Origin of the sequence: Janthinobacterium sp. RA13, from assembly GCF_000745325.1 — a bacterium.
GTDB lineage: Bacteria > Pseudomonadota > Gammaproteobacteria > Burkholderiales > Burkholderiaceae_D > Janthinobacterium > Janthinobacterium rivuli.
In genome coordinates this window covers 1,748,029-1,761,712 of record NZ_JQNP01000001.1, presented here as the reverse complement: position 1 = coordinate 1,761,712, position 13,684 = coordinate 1,748,029, and the positions used below count along the sequence as shown (strand labels likewise).

The window sequence follows — 13,684 nt, the reverse complement described above, 5'->3', positions numbered from 1 at the left end:
CTGGCGCAGTTTCTCCACTGATCGGCATGGCCTTCGGTGGGGCGACGTAGATAGCACGAATTGACGCAGGCCGGCCCCTCTAACGCGTGGAATCAGAATTTCAACAATGGCAACCAGAACAACAACAACCGCTCGTACGAGGGCCGCGCCCGCGCCGTCCGCAGATCATCCCGATGCGGACTTCACGCTCGAGCAGCTGGCCGTCGCGTATTTCGACTGCCGCCGAAGCAAGCGCAATACCCCCAGCGCCCTGGTGTTTGAGCAGCACCTGGAGCGCAACCTGATCAATCTTTTCGACGACCTGCAGGACGGCTCGTACGCGCCTGGCCAGTCGATCTGCTTCGTCGTCACGCGCCCGAAAGCGCGCGAGGTGTGGGCGGCCGACTTCCGCGACCGTGTCGTGCACCACCTGCTGTATAACAAAATCTCACCACGCTTCTACGCCTCGTTCATCAAGGATACCTGCGCCTGCATCCCTGGGCGCGGCACGATGTACGCGGCCAAGCGGCTTGAATCGAAGATCCGCAGCGTCACGCAGAACTGGGTCCGGCCTGCCTTTTACCTGAAATGCGACCTGGCCAACTTCTTCGTCGCCATCGACAAGGACGTGCTGCGCGGGCAGATTGCCGCGCGCGTCAGCGAGCCTTGGTGGCGGCGCCTGGCTGAAACGATCCTGTTCCATGACCCGCGCGAGAACTACCAGCTGCGCGGCGCGCCTGAGCTGCTGGCGCGCGTGCCAGCGCATAAACGCCTGATCAATCAGCCGGCACACCTGGGCCTGCCGATTGGGAACTTGTCGAGCCAGTTCTTCGCCAACATCTACCTCGATGCGCTGGACCAGCATGCGAAGCACCGGATCGGCGCCCGGCATTACATCCGCTACGTCGACGACTTCCTGCTGCTGCACGAATCGCCGCAGTGGCTGGGCGCGGCGCTGGCCAACATAAATGAGTTCCTGCCGCGCGTGCTGCACGCCAACCTGAACCCCACCAAAACCATCTTGCAACCTATCGCGCGCGGGGTGGATTTCGTCGGCCAAGTCATCAAGCCCTGGCACAGCCGCACGCGACGCCGCACCGTGCGCGAGGCGACTAGCCGTGTTGCTGGCATCCCGGCGACAGACGTGTTCGCGGCGGCCAACAGCTATTTCGGCCTGCTGCGCCAGGCGGACAGCAGCCATGCTGATCGTGCGGCGCTGGCGCGCGCAGTGATGCGGCGCGGGCATTGCGTCAACGGAGCGCTTACCAAAATCTACCGAAAATCAGTATTAAACGGACGGGAAAAATGAAAAAGATGACAGCAATCGACCTGTTCGCCGGCCTTGGTGGTTTCAGCGCCGGCGCCGAAATGGCAGGTATCGACGTGGTATGGGCAGGCAACCACTGGCCGGCTGCCGTGGAGATTCACGCCGCCAACCATCCTGGCGCGCGGCATGCATGCCAGGACTTACAACAAACCAACTGGCGCGACGTTCCAGCGCACGACATCATGCTGGCGTCGCCTTGCTGTCAGGGGCACAGCAAGGCACGCGGCAAACTCAACGGCAATCCGCAGCACGATGACAGTCGTTCGACGGCCTGGGCACCGGTGTCCGCTGTGGAATACCATCGGCCGTATTTATTCTGGATCGAGAATGTCCCAGGCTTCCTGAATTGGGTGCTGTACCCAGCCTGGTGCGCCGCGATGCATGCGCTTGGCTATGCATTGACGCCAATGATTATCGATGCAGCCGACCACGACGTGCCGCAACACCGGGAGCGACTGTTTATTGCGGGCGTGCGCGCCAAGCATCCGCTAGAGATCAAGATGCGCCGGCGCGAGCATGTGCCGGCCAGCTCGTTCGTGGACTTCGAGGCCGGCAACTGGCAGCCGATCGAGAAACCAGGTAGGGCTGCCAACACACTGGCGCGCATCGCGGCCGGCCGTGCTCAACATGGTGACCGCTTCATATCAAGCTACTACGGCGCCGAGCGCGGTGGCCGATCAATCTCGCGCCCAATCGGAACGATCACCACGCGCGACCGCCACGCAATTATTGATGGCGATCGGATGCGTATGCTGTCCATCCCCGAAGCCACGGCCGCCATGTCGTTCCCGCCTGGTTATATCCTGCCGCCGGTCCCGAAACTGGCCATGCACATGCTCGGCAATGCGGTCGCTCCGAAGGTGGCGCGCGATGTGCTGACCGCGATGCTGGAGGCGGCATGACAATAGTGATCAATCCCGCGCTTCGGTACCACGGCGCCAAATTTCGGCTTGCACCATGGATCCTGTCGTTCTTTCCTGAGCACATATGCTATGTCGAGCCATTCGGCGGTGCGGCCGGCGTGCTGCTGCAGAAGCCCCGCGTGTACGCCGAGGTGTACAACGATCTCGATTCGGTAGTGGTGAATTTTTTTGCCGTGCTGCGCGATCCGATACTGCGCCAGCAACTGATCGAAGCTCTGGTGTGCACGCCGTACGCGCGCGTCGAGTTCGAGCAGGCGTGGCTACCGACAGCCGACCAGGTCGAACTGGCGCGTCGCCTTTGTATCCGGGCTCAGATGGGCTTCGGCAGCGCCGGCGCCACCAAGGGCCACATCGGGTTCCGCATCGACACCAAACGCGAGTACGGGACCGCGCAGCACCTTTGGGCCACCTATCCCGCGTCGATCGCAGCAGCTGGCCAGCGAATGTCCGGCGTGCTTATTGAAAACAGGCCGGCGCTGGACGTAATGCAGCAGCATGACAGCCCGGGCACGCTGCATTTCGTCGACCCGCCGTACATGCACGAAACCAGGGTGATGACCGGCAGCCGGCGTACATACAACCACGAGTTGACGAACCTTGACCATGTCGAGCTGCTCGAAGGCCTGCTCGAGCTGGAAGGTTTCGTGGTCATCAGTGGCTATGACTCGCCGCTGTATCGATCCCGCCTCACTGGTTGGGCCTGCTACACGACGAAGTCACGTATCAGCGCCGGGCGCGGAACGGCCATCCGTGAGGAAATGGTCTGGTTGAATCCGCGCTGCGCCGCCGCACTCGATCGGGAAGCAGTACAGGGAAGGATGTTTGCATGACACAGCTTGCGTTGTTTGAAACCCCGCAGCGCGACGGCCGCGTCGTGCGCTGGGAATTAGCATTTTCCAGCGGGGTCGAGGCCGCCGTAATGGCGGCCTTCGAAGGCCGCCCGAATGAGTGGCTGCGCTTCAGGGACTTCAAAAAAATAACTGAAAAATACCAGATCAGCTTTTGCTTTGGTCATGTTCTTGGCAAGCTCAGCCAGCAAGGCAAGATTATTGCCAAGAACATTTATTACGGCTCTGATCATCCGGGAAAGTCAGGTTATTTCGGCTACGACACCATGTATATGCTTGAAAAAGGACCTGCGTCATGACGAAGTGCATCACCAGCGACCACTGGCGCGGCGACCGGGACGAGCCGATCAACCCGGACACTGTCCGCTACAAGGCCCATGAGGCGACAGCGCCCAGCTGCGAGGGCTGCCTGTTCGAGCGCTCCGTCGGCGTGTGCTCCACCGCCGCGGCGCTGGCTGTGGCCAACGACCAGCCGGACTGCGACGACCGTTCGCCGGGCGGCATGACCTACATCTACGTGCTGGACCGCAGCGACCCGCGCCAGCTCGACCTGATCAAGACGCTGCAATCAACTGGAAAATGACTATGAAGAATGAAAATCAAGGTGGCGACAACGTGATACAGGCATTCTCCAAGCCTGAGCTACCAGCACAAACCATTACCGTGGCCGCGCAGCCGCCAGGCAAGAAAATGTTCTGCCAGCATGCGCGGCTGAGCATCGACGCGCACGAACGGCTGATTGCTTGCGCCGACTGCGGTCAGGTGCTGGATCCATTCCAGTTCCTGCATCAGAACGCGATGACGCTGCAGCGCGCTTGGCAGGACCATGCGTATGTCAAACAGGAGTTGGGGGAAATGCAGGACCGCGTCAGCAGCCTGAAAAAGGAAGAGCAGCGCCTGCGGGCCATGGTCAAGCGTCTTAGCGAGAAGACCGGCACTGTCGACGTTCGTGGGAAGGGGGTGCTTTGATGCGCGTGTATATCGCGGGGCCCATGACCGGCCATCCTGAATTCAACTATCCGGCGTTTCACCGGGCGGCAGTGCTGCTGCGCGCCGCCGGCCACGTCGTGATCAACCCAGCTGAGAACCCGGCGCCGGCATGCGGCAGCTGGCTCGGCTACATGCGCATGAGCGTGGCCCAGGTGGCCAGCGTCGACTGTCTGGTGATGCTACCTGGTTGGCCGTTCAGCAAGGGCGCGCGCATTGAATTTATCTTGGCTAAGCTACTTGGCTTAGTCACTTACTCACTGAAGAGGAAAGGAAAAATCCCGCTATGAGCGCGACATTCCTTGAGCAGAGTGAAATATTCGAATTGACTGGGCGAAAGCTTAAAAGCCTACAAGTCCAGGCGTTGCGGCAGATGGGTGTGCCGTTTTTTATCAATGCCATCGGCCGGCCTGTGGTGACGCGCACGGCAATCGAGGGCAAGGCCGCGCAGGCGGTACCATCAGAAAAAGGCGCCTGGGTACCTCCTGGGCTGCGAAGGAAATAATGAGTGGAGTTCCAAGCAAAAACAAGAATCTGCCTGTCGGTATGCGAGCGCGGCATCGAGGGAAGGCGACGTACTATTTCCTCGATGCCGGCGGAAAGCCAAGGAAAGAAATTCCACTCGGGAAGGATTACGTTGAGGCGATACGCAAATGGGGGCAGCTGACTATTAGCACGGTGCCTTCAGCGGCCCGGCCGACGTTCAGCATGGTGGCCAATCGCTACATCAGCCAGGTGATGCTCAAAAAACATCCTGAAACACAGCGCAAAAACATGAATGAATTGGCACAGCTGCGCGCATTTTTCGATGACCCCAATGAACCGATGGAGTCAATACGGCCGGCAATGGTGCGGCAGTACATGGAATGGCGGACAGCCGGCATCGTAGCGGCTATTCGGGTCAAGCATGCTGCGCTCGCTGCGAAAGGCAAGGCGGTACCGGAAATGACGGGCAGGGAGGGGCAAGTTGCTGCAAACCGAGACAAGGCACTGTTGTCGCATATTTGGAATTTTGCCAGGGGTGCTGGTTTGACCGATCTGGCCAATCCATGCGCTGGCATTGCTGGATACAAGGAGGAGGGCCGCGATGTTTACATCGATGATGAGGTATTGGCGGCCGTGTATGCCGCGGCCTCGCCGGGCCTGCAGGATATTCTGGATCTTGCCTACCTGGTGGGACAGCGGCCAGCCGATACGCTGAAGCTAAGCCGGTCTGATATACGTGATGGCGCCATCGAGTTGAGGCAGAACAAGACGCGCCAGAAGCTGCGGGTTGAAATCTCGGGAGAGTTGGCCGTGGTGATGCAGCGCATCGAGGCACGCAAAGCCCAGGGGATCAGCCTTATCAACAACCAGGATGGGCTGCGCATGACCAAATTTATGTTGCGCACGGCTTTTGAGAATGCGCGCGACTTGGCGGCCATTGCCAATCCGTTGCTAGAAAAGGCAATTCGGAAGTTTCAATTCAGGGATTTACGCGCCAAGGCAGGTACGGATACGGATGAAAAACACGGTATTAATGCAGCCCAAGAGCTGCTGGGGCACTCCACAACAACCATGACGGCACAATATATTCGCCATCGTCGAGGCAAGCTGGTGAAGCCCACAAAGTAGGCTCTGGTGATTCATTGCGGAAAAGACTGTATTTTGCGGAAAAAATAAATCGCAAAAAAATAGTGGTTACTATCACTGAAAAAGGCATGTGCGCTGGTGCCCGGAGCCGGAATCGAACCGGCACGCCCTTACAGGCGGGAGATTTTAAGTCTCCAGTGTCTACCAGTTTCACCATCCGGGCAGCGCGGCGAGATTCTAGCACAAGTGATGCCCATTGCACCATCTTGAACTCCCGCTGCCCTAACCGGCGATCCAGGCCTTGCCTGGCCATTGCCTTATGCCACCGCCGCCTTGATGGGCATGGGCCAGAAGCCTGTCTGGCCTGATTCATTGTTTTCCGTTTCGCTTTTGGCTCCCGCTGCTTGCAGCGCCTGGGGCTATTTGGCGTTGTCCACTGAAAGGAGGTGCGTCGATGCGTGCGTAGTCAGGCGCGCGCGGTTGTTGTTCATTTGAAGTCGTTTCTTGCTTGGCAATCTGTCGTTAACTTAAAAGAGGAATACCATGGCACGTTCAGTAAAAGAATTGATTGAAAATACGCGTTCGGCACAGGCGAACAAGACTTTGCAGTCCTACCTCGACGGTGGTGGCAATTTCGTATATGGCACTGGCTACAATATGTACCAGCGCGGCAGCACGGTGAATGGCTTGATACAGTCGGGTACGATCTACATCGATGAAAGCGGCATCGCCGCCGCTGCCGCCAAGCGCGGCGTGCCGGTCGATCAGATCCTGACGGAAGTGTATATCCATGAATTGGGGCATTACGTGTATCGCCGCGACGACGCCGTGCCAGTCGCTCCCGAGGCGAAGGAAAACTGGTGCTATCAGCGCGAAGGGGAAGCGGCGGTATTTGGTTTTCAGGTTGCCATGGAAGCGTATCAGCAAGGTATTTCACTCAGCGTGGCAGGCACGAATTCCAATCCTGACCTGTATGCCACCATGCTGGCGATACATTACAGCCTGAGTATTTTTGATCCCAAGTCCAACCAGTATCTCGCCGCGATGATTGCGGCGGCGGGACGCGAGTTTGCCAAAGATCCGAAGTACAGCGAATACTGCAAAGCGCTTGCGAAAACTCAGCTGGGCGCTCCGCCGCCTTATCAGATTCCCGGTGCATATGGCGAAGGTGGTACCGGTGGTACCGGTGGCACCGGTGGCACCGGTGGCGGTGGCGGCGGTGGTGGTAGCGGAGGTGGCAGCGGCGGCGGCGGCCCCAATCCCGGCGGTACCGTCACGGTGCCCAAGAATCCCAATGTCGAGATGATCCCTGGCTAAGAGCCTGTGGCGGCGGAGGCATTCATCCGCCGCCACAGGCTCCAGGTAATGGCGTCGCCGCGCAAGAAAGCCGTCCGGTGAATGCCGGGCGGCTGTGTCATGCCAGAACGGCGCTACACGTTCAAAGCCATCAGAACGTCGCCTTGAACTGCACCCCATACGTGCGCGGTTCGTTGATGATGCCCGTCAGGTTGTCGAAATCGATGGCGCCCAGCGACTGGATCTGGTTGGTGATGTTGCGCCCGTACGCGGAGAGTTCATAGCGGTCCCATTTGTAGCCGACGCGCAAGCCGCCTTCCAGCAGTTCCTTGGCCTTGTATTCCTTCGCTTCATACAGGAAGAAGTTGTAGCTGGTGCGGTAGGCCCAGTCCGTGTAGGCATAGAACTCGCCATTGGCGAGGGGAATGCTGTATTTCAGGGTGAAGTTGGTTTGCCATTCCGGCGCGCGCGGCAGCGGGTTGCCGTCGATGTAGGCGGTGCCGCGGAAAGGGCCGACAGGGTCGGTGACGGTGCAGCCGCTGGCCGGATTGTTCAGCGCATTGCCGCAGCTTTGCACGAACAGCTTCTTGTCCTGGATTTCCGTGTGGTTATAGCTGCCGCCCAGGGTCATGCTGAGCGAATCGCTGAGGTTCGCCTGAAAATCGAGTTCCACGCCACGGCCCGTGGCCTTGTCGGCGTTGATCAGCTGGTTCATGTTGACGGCGCCGCTGCCGGCCGTCAGCTGCTTGTCCTTGACGCGGTACTGGAACACGGCCAGGCTCAGGCGCGCGCGCTTGTCGAACAGGTCCTGCTTGATGCCGGCCTCGACGGACAGGGCTTTCTCGGCGCCTGCGAACGAAGGGCGGTCGGCCAGGCCGTTCAGGCGTCCCTGCATCGATGGTGCGCGGTAGCCGGTGGCGATGCGCGCGTAGGCGTTCGTTTCCGGCGTCAGCACATAGGTGCCGCTCAAGTCCCAGCTGATGTTGTGCGACGTGTCGTTCAGCTTGAAGGGGCCGGCCGTGGTCGCCTCTACCCGCTTGGCCGAGAAATCCTTCTTGTCGGTCGTGTAGCGCAGGCCGGCGCGCAGTTTCAGGGCGTCCGAGACCGTGTAGTTGAGCGAGCCGAAGGCCGCGTACGACTTCGAGCTCTGGTTTTGCGTGGCATAGAACGGGCTTTGCGGGTTGCCGGGCGCCAGGCTGTTGAAGCCGATGCTGTCGATCTGGATATCTTCCTTGAAGTAGAACAGGCCGCCTATCCATTGCAGCGGGCCGCGGGCAGACGATTCGGCGCGGAATTCCTGTGAAATCTGCTTGTGGTTGGGAATCACGTCGGCCGTTTCCACGACGAAGGGGATGAAGCCGGGCCCCATCGGTGGCGCATACACGGCGCCATAGCCGCCGTCGACGTCGGCGCGGCTGAAGAAATCGAGTTTTTCGTAGCCGGTGATCGAATGCAGGGTGACGCCGGGCAAGTCCCATTTCAGGCGCATGCTGCCACCCTTGGTTTTCAGGTGCTGGCGGTTGATGCCGTCGGTCGGATAGTTATCGTAATCAAAGCCGTCGACCAGGTCGTTCGTGCCTTGTTTCAGGATATTCGCGCGGAACAAGGTGGCCGTGCCGTCGAGGTTGCGCGCATGCACATTGAACAGGGCCGTGAAATCGCGCGTAGGCTTGACCAGCACCTGCAGGCGGGCGGCGCTGTCTTCATAGCCTTCGAAGTCGCGCGTGCCGGTGGGGCGCGGGTTGTGCACGCGGTCGTCGCGGCGCTGCGTCTGGCCGGAAAAGCGCAGGGCGACCGTGTCGCTGACGGGCACGTTGAAAGCGCCTTCCAGGTTCTTCATGCCATCCTTGCCAAAGCCGCCGCTCAGGTAGCCTTCCGTCTTGAAGACGGGTTTGGCGGAATCGAACTTGATCACGCCGGCTGGCGAGTTGCGGCCGAACAAGGTGCCTTGCGGGCCGCGCAGCACTTCGACCTGATCCACGTCAAACACGGGAAAACCTTTCAGCATGGCATTTTCCTGCACCACGTCGTCCATCACCAGGCCCACCGGCTGCGAGGCGTTCAAGTCGAAGTCGGTATTGCCCAGGCCGCGAATGTAGAAGCGGGGGAAGGTGCGGCCGTAATCCGATTCGACGGAGACGCTGGGCGAGCGGCTGTTGAGGAAGCGGACGTCGGCGCCGCCGGCCGTCAGGGTGTCGAGCTTGTCGCCTTTCAGGGTGGCGATGGACATGGGCACGTCCTTGATGTTTTCCGCGCGCCGCTGCGCCGTCACGATCACCGTTTCCAGCTGGCCAGGGCCGGCCTGCGCTGCCGGGGCGGCAGGCGCCGGGACGCCGTCCTGCGCCATCGCCTGCAGGGGAAAGGCGGCAGTGATTGCCAGGGCAAGCAAGGTGTGGCGTAGTGGGCTGGAATGCGGTGTCATCATGAAACGGCTCCTGTCGGTCGAGGTTGTTGGGGCACTGCCAGCTGGCGCTGGCCAGCTGGATGAAAAATTATGCTAGCACGGAAAGTTTTGCTATTCATGCCATTTCCCATTGACGACTATTCATATCCGTTTCGACTGAATACACGAATAAAATCGTATTTGTCGTCAATATCTGGCGGGTGCATAGTGGAGTGCCGGCAGGCTCGTGCGAGCGCAACAGCGGCCAGGCATGGCGGCAGTTTGTCCTGCGGGAACGCAAAAAGCGGGATGGTTTTTGCCGTGCTGCGCGTGGCTGGACATTGAAAATACAACAGCTGCCGCGTTTTTTTTCGAAACGGGCGTGTTGTTGCAGCGCTACAGGGGACGGCGCCGTTTGCGGCGATCCCCTGTGCGCGTAAAGCGGGGCATGCGGGGCCGCATGCCCGATCAGCTTAAAACTCTTCCCAATCGCCGGCCGTCACGGCTTCCGCTTGCGCCGTGCGGTGTTTTGCGGGCGTGGCCTGGCGCTTGACGGTGCTGCTGGCCTGTGCCGGTACCAGGCGCAGGGGCTTGTGGCTGGCGCGCGGTGGAGCATGGGCTGGCGCGGGCGCCGCCACATGGCTGTCGTGCGTCTTGAAGATGCTCACGGTTTGCACCAGGTGGCTGGCCTGGTCGCGCAGGGATTCGGCCGCCGCCGCCGCTTCTTCCACCAGCGACGCGTTTTGTTGCGTGACGCTATCCATCTGTGTCACCGCCTGATTGATCTGCTCGATCCCGGTGGACTGTTCCTGGCTGGCCACCGTGATTTCAGCGATGATGTTGCTGACGCGGGCGACACTGGCGACCACCTCGGACATCGTCGTGCCCGCTTGCGCCGCCAGCCTGGCGCCCGCATCGACGCGGCTGACGGAATCGTCGATCAGCGTCTTGATTTCCTTGGCCGCGCTGGCGCTGCGCTGGGCCAGGCCGCGCACTTCGGTGGCGACGACGGCAAAGCCGCGTCCCTGTTCGCCGGCACGCGCCGCTTCCACTGCGGCATTCAGGGCCAGGATATTGGTCTGGAAGGCGATGCCGTCGATGACGCTGATGATGTCGACAATCTTGCGCGACGATTCGCTGATCAGGTCCATGGTGCCCATCACTTGTCCCACCACGGCGCCGCCCTTGCTGGCGACGTCCGATGCGGTGGTGGCCAGTACATTGGCTTCACGGGCATTTTCCGCATTCTTGCGCACGGTGCTGGTGAGTTCTTCCATCGAGGAAGCGGTTTCTTCCAGTGAACTGGCTTGCTGTTCCGTGCGCAGCGACAGATCGCTATTGCCGGTGGAAATTTCCTCGGCGGCAAGGGCCACCGTGTTGGAATCCTGGCGCACGGAGGACACTACCGTGGTCAGCGACGCCTGCATGCGCTGCAGCGCCGACAGCACGCTGACGCTATCGTGCGGTGCGACGCTGAGTTGGCCGGTCAGGTCGCCGGCGGCAAGCAGGCTGACGGCGTCGCACAACTGCTTCGGTTCCGCGCCCAGCGCCTTGAGCAGGCTGCGCGTGATGAGCCAGCCCGCCAGGGCCGCCAGCACGATGGACAGCAGGCTGGCGCCGATGAGGATATTCCTGTTGAGAATGTAGTGCTCTTTGTCTTCCTGCAAGATGACGGCGGAGTGCTTGTCCGTCAGGGCGAAATACTCATCGCTGGCGGCGACCAGGGCGGCCAGCAGCGGGCGGCACTCCTCGTTCATCTTGACGATGGCTTGTTCGGTTTTCTTTTGCAGCGCCAGGTCGACGATGCCCAGCGCCACGGGAGCATAGCGCTTTTCGATGCTGTCGATCTTGTTGATGATGGCGCGCACCTCGTCCGATACCTCCGGCTGCTGTGCCAGCTGCAGCAAATGCTGCATGTTCCTGACGACATCGGCGTGTGCCTGCAAGACTTGTTTGCGTTCGATTTCCAGGTCTTCCGGCTTGGTGACGAGCACCAGGTTCCTGGCCGCCACGGCGCGCATGTCGATCGCGTCACGCACGCGGTGCGCAGTATTGGCGCGCGCCGTGATGCCGTTGACATACTGGTCAAAGCCGGCGTTGAAGGTGGAAAAACTCCGTACGGACAGGATCGAGATGCCGATGAGGAAAAAGACCAGCAGGCCGAAAGCCAGAGTGAGCTGGGTGCGTACGGTGAATTTATCCATGATGTCTCTCCCAAAAATACGTGTTGAAGATTAGAAAGGGGGCGTGCGTGGGACGGGTGCAGGCGCTTGCCTGGCAGCGGGTGGTGCCCTACGCAGTGCTTCTCTATCCAGAACACGGATTCGTGGTGTGAGGATGGTGTTACTTAAAAACCGATTTCAATAATTTATTTGTTTTATTTATTAAATTCATTGTTGCACAAAAAATTCAGCAGATCAATCAGATTTTGCGTGCCAAAAAACAACTTTTTGACGGGCAAGGTTTGTCCCCGTGCCGCCGGACCGGGCGCGGGAGAGCGTCCGGAACCTGCAACTGCGCCGCCAGTGCTTTCAGATGGGAAATGCACCCGCGCCCGACACATTCAGGCAGGCGACCTTGTCGCTGGAGAAATACTTGATTTGTCCCAGGCCGATGGCGTAGCAGCCGTCGCTGAGCGGGGAAATGGGGCCGGTGAGTTTTTCACCGCTGACCAGGGTCACCACCCAGGGCGTGGTGGCCGGTTTGCCCGCGTGGGTCAATGCGTGTTGTACCAGGTCCGACATGCTGCCTCCGATGGAAATCAAAGCTTGATGATAGCAGGGCTGGAGTAGCCTATCCTTGTGTGCGCGGGCCTGTAGCGCGGGTACAACCAAGGCTGCTGTGGGCGTCATAAAATATTTGCAATTATTGTGTCCATAATTACAATGATTTGGTATAGTTGATAATTACTCGAGGAAAGAAATCCTGCGAGAAATAATATATTTCTTATATCTTTTCTGTTGCAGGGTGTGCATTTCATCGGCCGCCAGGCACAGTCTCTCTGAAAGCCGCACCATGTCCAGCCAGTACCATGATGCACCGCCCCGCTTTTCCATGCCCCCGCCGCCGGTTACCAATACGCCGCTGGAATTCATGCCCACGCACGATCTGTCGTTCTGGGACAGCGATGTGACGCCGGGCTGCACGGTGTCGCTCGATGCCGCCGTGTCGTTCAAGGATGGCTACCCCTCCTTGCGCATCGACCTGCCTGCCGGATTGCCTGCCGGTACCGTCGTGAAAGTCGGAACGACAGGCGCTGCCGGCAAGGGCCAGCCGCGCATCCCGTTCAAATGGGATTTGCAACGCTTTTCCTTCGCCCTGCGCTCGACGAATGCCGCCATCATGCAGACGGGTGGCATGATTTACCTCGGGAACAGCGATTACAGCAGTTTCTGGTCCGGCTTCCTGAATGCCTTGCATTACGGCGGTTCCGCCGCCACTGACACAGTGATGTTCGTCGACAATGCGTGGTGGGTGCCCAAGCTGGCCACGCCGCTCGATTGCGAGGGCACGCCCACGGCACAAAACCTGTCGCGCGGGAAATTTACCGTGCAGCTGACCGCCGCCACCACGCAGCCGGAAACGATCTGGCTGGGCATGCTTGCGGCGTTGCCGAAGCGTAAATTGCCCACCGTCATCTTGTCCTTTGATGATGGTTATGCCTCCTGGGATACGTATCTGATGGAGCGGCTGAAATATTATGACTTGCCCGCTTCGTTTGCCATCGTCACGTCGCTGCTGGGGAAATCTGATTACATGTCGGCCGAGCGCATGAAGGCGCGTTTCGACGATCCGTCGCGCCTGTTCGACTTTACCCTGCACCAGAGCGTGCACGACAATGTGGCGGTACAGGGTTCGGCCCAGTACGTCACGGCGCTGCAGGTGGGGCGCGACCAGATGCGCGCGGCCGGTATCGGCGGCGATGGGCCATCGCACCATGCGTGGGTCGAATCGTTGTGGACCAATACGGCCATCGACGCCATGCGCGCCGCCGGTTTTCTGTCAGCGCGCGGCGCCGGCTATACGGCAGAGCGAGGCTTTGACCAGGTGTTTTTCTCCGGCAATGACAAGGATGCGTACATCCTCAATACGTCCATGGTCAACCTGACAAACGACGCCAGCTTTGCGCAAGTCCAAGCGGCGATCCAGGCGGCGGTGGACGACGGCAGCTTTGTGTTTGTCAACGGCCACGATATCGTCAGGACGCCAGCGTCCGACTACCAGACTTCGTATGCTGTCATCGATGAATTGCTGGCATGGCTGGCGGGGCAAGTGGCTGCCGGGGAGTTGCAAGTGGTGTCGCATAGCCGCTGGTTTGCCGATACGACGGGCAGGGTGACGGACCGTCGCTGATCGCCGCGGAAGAAGG

Annotated in this window: 15 protein-coding genes and 1 tRNA gene; 11 read left to right on the top strand and 5 right to left on the bottom strand. The window is 60.0% G+C overall.

Features of this window, described 5'->3' with window-relative positions; translation table 11 throughout:
* Positions 1 to 106 precede the first annotated feature (106 nt).
* The 9 genes from FG13_RS07615 to FG13_RS07575 are packed head-to-tail and all read left to right on the top strand — an operon-like array spanning position 107 to position 5,678.
* Positions 107 to 1,288, top strand: coding sequence for an RNA-directed DNA polymerase (locus FG13_RS07615; protein WP_235211688.1), 1,182 nt, complete (start codon positions 107 to 109; stop codon positions 1,286 to 1,288).
* Positions 1,285 to 2,208: a DNA cytosine methyltransferase gene (locus FG13_RS07610; protein WP_235211687.1), complete on the top strand. Its 924-nt coding sequence runs from the start codon at positions 1,285 to 1,287 to the stop codon at positions 2,206 to 2,208. The genes FG13_RS07615 and FG13_RS07610 overlap by 4 nt, the downstream gene beginning before the upstream one ends.
* Positions 2,205 to 3,059 (top strand): DNA adenine methylase, encoded by an 855-nt coding sequence (locus FG13_RS07605; protein ID WP_035819814.1) that lies wholly within the window; start codon positions 2,205 to 2,207, stop codon positions 3,057 to 3,059. Before FG13_RS07610 ends, FG13_RS07605 begins: the two co-directional genes overlap by 4 nt.
* Complete coding sequence (locus FG13_RS07600; RefSeq protein WP_035819812.1) at positions 3,056 to 3,376, top strand: hypothetical protein; 321 nt, start codon at positions 3,056 to 3,058, stop codon at positions 3,374 to 3,376. Before FG13_RS07605 ends, FG13_RS07600 begins: the two co-directional genes overlap by 4 nt.
* Positions 3,373 to 3,660, top strand: coding sequence for a hypothetical protein (locus FG13_RS07595; protein WP_035819810.1), 288 nt, complete (start codon positions 3,373 to 3,375; stop codon positions 3,658 to 3,660). Before FG13_RS07600 ends, FG13_RS07595 begins: the two co-directional genes overlap by 4 nt.
* Positions 3,661 to 3,662: 2 nt before the next feature.
* Positions 3,663 to 4,046, top strand: a complete 384-nt coding sequence (locus FG13_RS07590; protein WP_035819809.1) for a hypothetical protein — start codon at positions 3,663 to 3,665, stop codon at positions 4,044 to 4,046.
* A complete protein-coding gene (locus tag FG13_RS07585; RefSeq protein ID WP_035819807.1) occupies positions 4,046 to 4,354 on the top strand; it encodes a DUF4406 domain-containing protein in 309 nt (102 codons plus the stop codon). Before FG13_RS07590 ends, FG13_RS07585 begins: the two co-directional genes overlap by 1 nt.
* Positions 4,351 to 4,569 carry a DUF4224 domain-containing protein gene (locus FG13_RS07580; RefSeq protein WP_035819805.1) on the top strand — a complete coding sequence of 73 codons (219 nt, stop codon included), beginning with the start codon at positions 4,351 to 4,353 and terminating at the stop codon, positions 4,567 to 4,569. The genes FG13_RS07585 and FG13_RS07580 overlap by 4 nt, the downstream gene beginning before the upstream one ends.
* Positions 4,569 to 5,678, top strand: a complete 1,110-nt coding sequence (locus FG13_RS07575; RefSeq protein ID WP_035819803.1) for a tyrosine-type recombinase/integrase — start codon at positions 4,569 to 4,571, stop codon at positions 5,676 to 5,678. The genes FG13_RS07580 and FG13_RS07575 overlap by 1 nt, the downstream gene beginning before the upstream one ends.
* Before the next feature lie 94 nt (positions 5,679 to 5,772).
* Here the strand turns inward: FG13_RS07575 and FG13_RS07570 are convergent.
* Positions 5,773 to 5,859: transfer RNA gene (locus FG13_RS07570), tRNA-Leu, on the bottom strand.
* Positions 5,860 to 6,179: 320 nt separating this feature from the next.
* Here FG13_RS07570 and FG13_RS30400 point away from each other — a divergent pair.
* Complete coding sequence (locus tag FG13_RS30400; protein WP_161784160.1) at positions 6,180 to 6,953, top strand: hypothetical protein; 774 nt, start codon at positions 6,180 to 6,182, stop codon at positions 6,951 to 6,953.
* A gap of 130 nt (positions 6,954 to 7,083) precedes the next feature.
* Here FG13_RS30400 and FG13_RS07560 read toward each other — a convergent pair whose 3' ends face one another.
* The 4 genes from FG13_RS07560 to FG13_RS30395 form a co-directional block, all read right to left on the bottom strand.
* On the bottom strand, positions 7,084 to 9,357 hold the full coding sequence (locus FG13_RS07560) for a TonB-dependent receptor (RefSeq protein ID WP_442905199.1): 2,274 nt from the start codon (positions 9,355 to 9,357) through the stop codon (positions 7,084 to 7,086).
* A 431-nt stretch (positions 9,358 to 9,788) separates the two neighbouring features.
* Positions 9,789 to 11,519, bottom strand: coding sequence for a methyl-accepting chemotaxis protein (locus FG13_RS31175; RefSeq protein ID WP_035819798.1), 1,731 nt, complete (start codon positions 11,517 to 11,519; stop codon positions 9,789 to 9,791).
* A 327-nt stretch (positions 11,520 to 11,846) separates the two neighbouring features.
* Entirely contained in the window at positions 11,847 to 12,059 is a 213-nt protein-coding gene (locus FG13_RS07550; protein ID WP_099403040.1) for a hypothetical protein, read from the bottom strand.
* Positions 12,060 to 12,221: 162 nt separating this feature from the next.
* Entirely contained in the window at positions 12,222 to 12,410 is a 189-nt protein-coding gene (locus FG13_RS30395; protein WP_161784159.1) for a hypothetical protein, read from the bottom strand.
* Between FG13_RS30395 and FG13_RS07545 the strand changes: the two genes are divergently transcribed.
* The gene (locus FG13_RS07545; RefSeq protein WP_161784158.1) at positions 12,409 to 13,668 is read left to right on the top strand and encodes a polysaccharide deacetylase family protein; all 1,260 of its coding nucleotides are present in this window, start codon (positions 12,409 to 12,411) and stop codon (positions 13,666 to 13,668) included. The two genes, FG13_RS30395 and FG13_RS07545, sit on opposite strands and share 2 nt — an antisense overlap.
* Positions 13,669 to 13,684 lie beyond the last annotated feature (16 nt).

Excerpts from the sequence above, each read along its gene's own strand:
- FG13_RS07615 (WP_235211688.1), top strand. The coding sequence starts at position 107 with ATGGCAACCAGAACAACAACAACCGCTCGTACGAGGGCCGCGCCCGCG.
- FG13_RS07610 (WP_235211687.1), top strand. The coding sequence starts at position 1,285 with ATGAAAAAGATGACAGCAATCGACCTGTTCGCCGGCCTTGGTGGTTTC.
- FG13_RS07605 (WP_035819814.1), top strand. The coding sequence starts at position 2,205 with ATGACAATAGTGATCAATCCCGCGCTTCGGTACCACGGCGCCAAATTT.
- FG13_RS07600 (WP_035819812.1), top strand. The coding sequence starts at position 3,056 with ATGACACAGCTTGCGTTGTTTGAAACCCCGCAGCGCGACGGCCGCGTC.
- FG13_RS07595 (WP_035819810.1), top strand. The coding sequence starts at position 3,373 with ATGACGAAGTGCATCACCAGCGACCACTGGCGCGGCGACCGGGACGAG.
- FG13_RS07590 (WP_035819809.1), top strand. The coding sequence starts at position 3,663 with ATGAAGAATGAAAATCAAGGTGGCGACAACGTGATACAGGCATTCTCC.
- FG13_RS07585 (WP_035819807.1), top strand. The coding sequence starts at position 4,046 with ATGCGCGTGTATATCGCGGGGCCCATGACCGGCCATCCTGAATTCAAC.
- FG13_RS07580 (WP_035819805.1), top strand. The coding sequence starts at position 4,351 with ATGAGCGCGACATTCCTTGAGCAGAGTGAAATATTCGAATTGACTGGG.
- FG13_RS07575 (WP_035819803.1), top strand. The coding sequence starts at position 4,569 with ATGAGTGGAGTTCCAAGCAAAAACAAGAATCTGCCTGTCGGTATGCGA.
- FG13_RS30400 (WP_161784160.1), top strand. The coding sequence starts at position 6,180 with ATGGCACGTTCAGTAAAAGAATTGATTGAAAATACGCGTTCGGCACAG.
- FG13_RS07560 (WP_442905199.1), bottom strand. The coding sequence starts at position 9,357 with ATGATGACACCGCATTCCAGCCCACTACGCCACACCTTGCTTGCCCTG.
- FG13_RS31175 (WP_035819798.1), bottom strand. The coding sequence starts at position 11,519 with ATGGATAAATTCACCGTACGCACCCAGCTCACTCTGGCTTTCGGCCTG.
- FG13_RS07550 (WP_099403040.1), bottom strand. The coding sequence starts at position 12,059 with ATGTCGGACCTGGTACAACACGCATTGACCCACGCGGGCAAACCGGCC.
- FG13_RS07545 (WP_161784158.1), top strand. The coding sequence starts at position 12,409 with ATGCCCACGCACGATCTGTCGTTCTGGGACAGCGATGTGACGCCGGGC.
- FG13_RS30395 (WP_161784159.1), bottom strand. The coding sequence starts at position 12,410 with ATGAATTCCAGCGGCGTATTGGTAACCGGCGGCGGGGGCATGGAAAAG.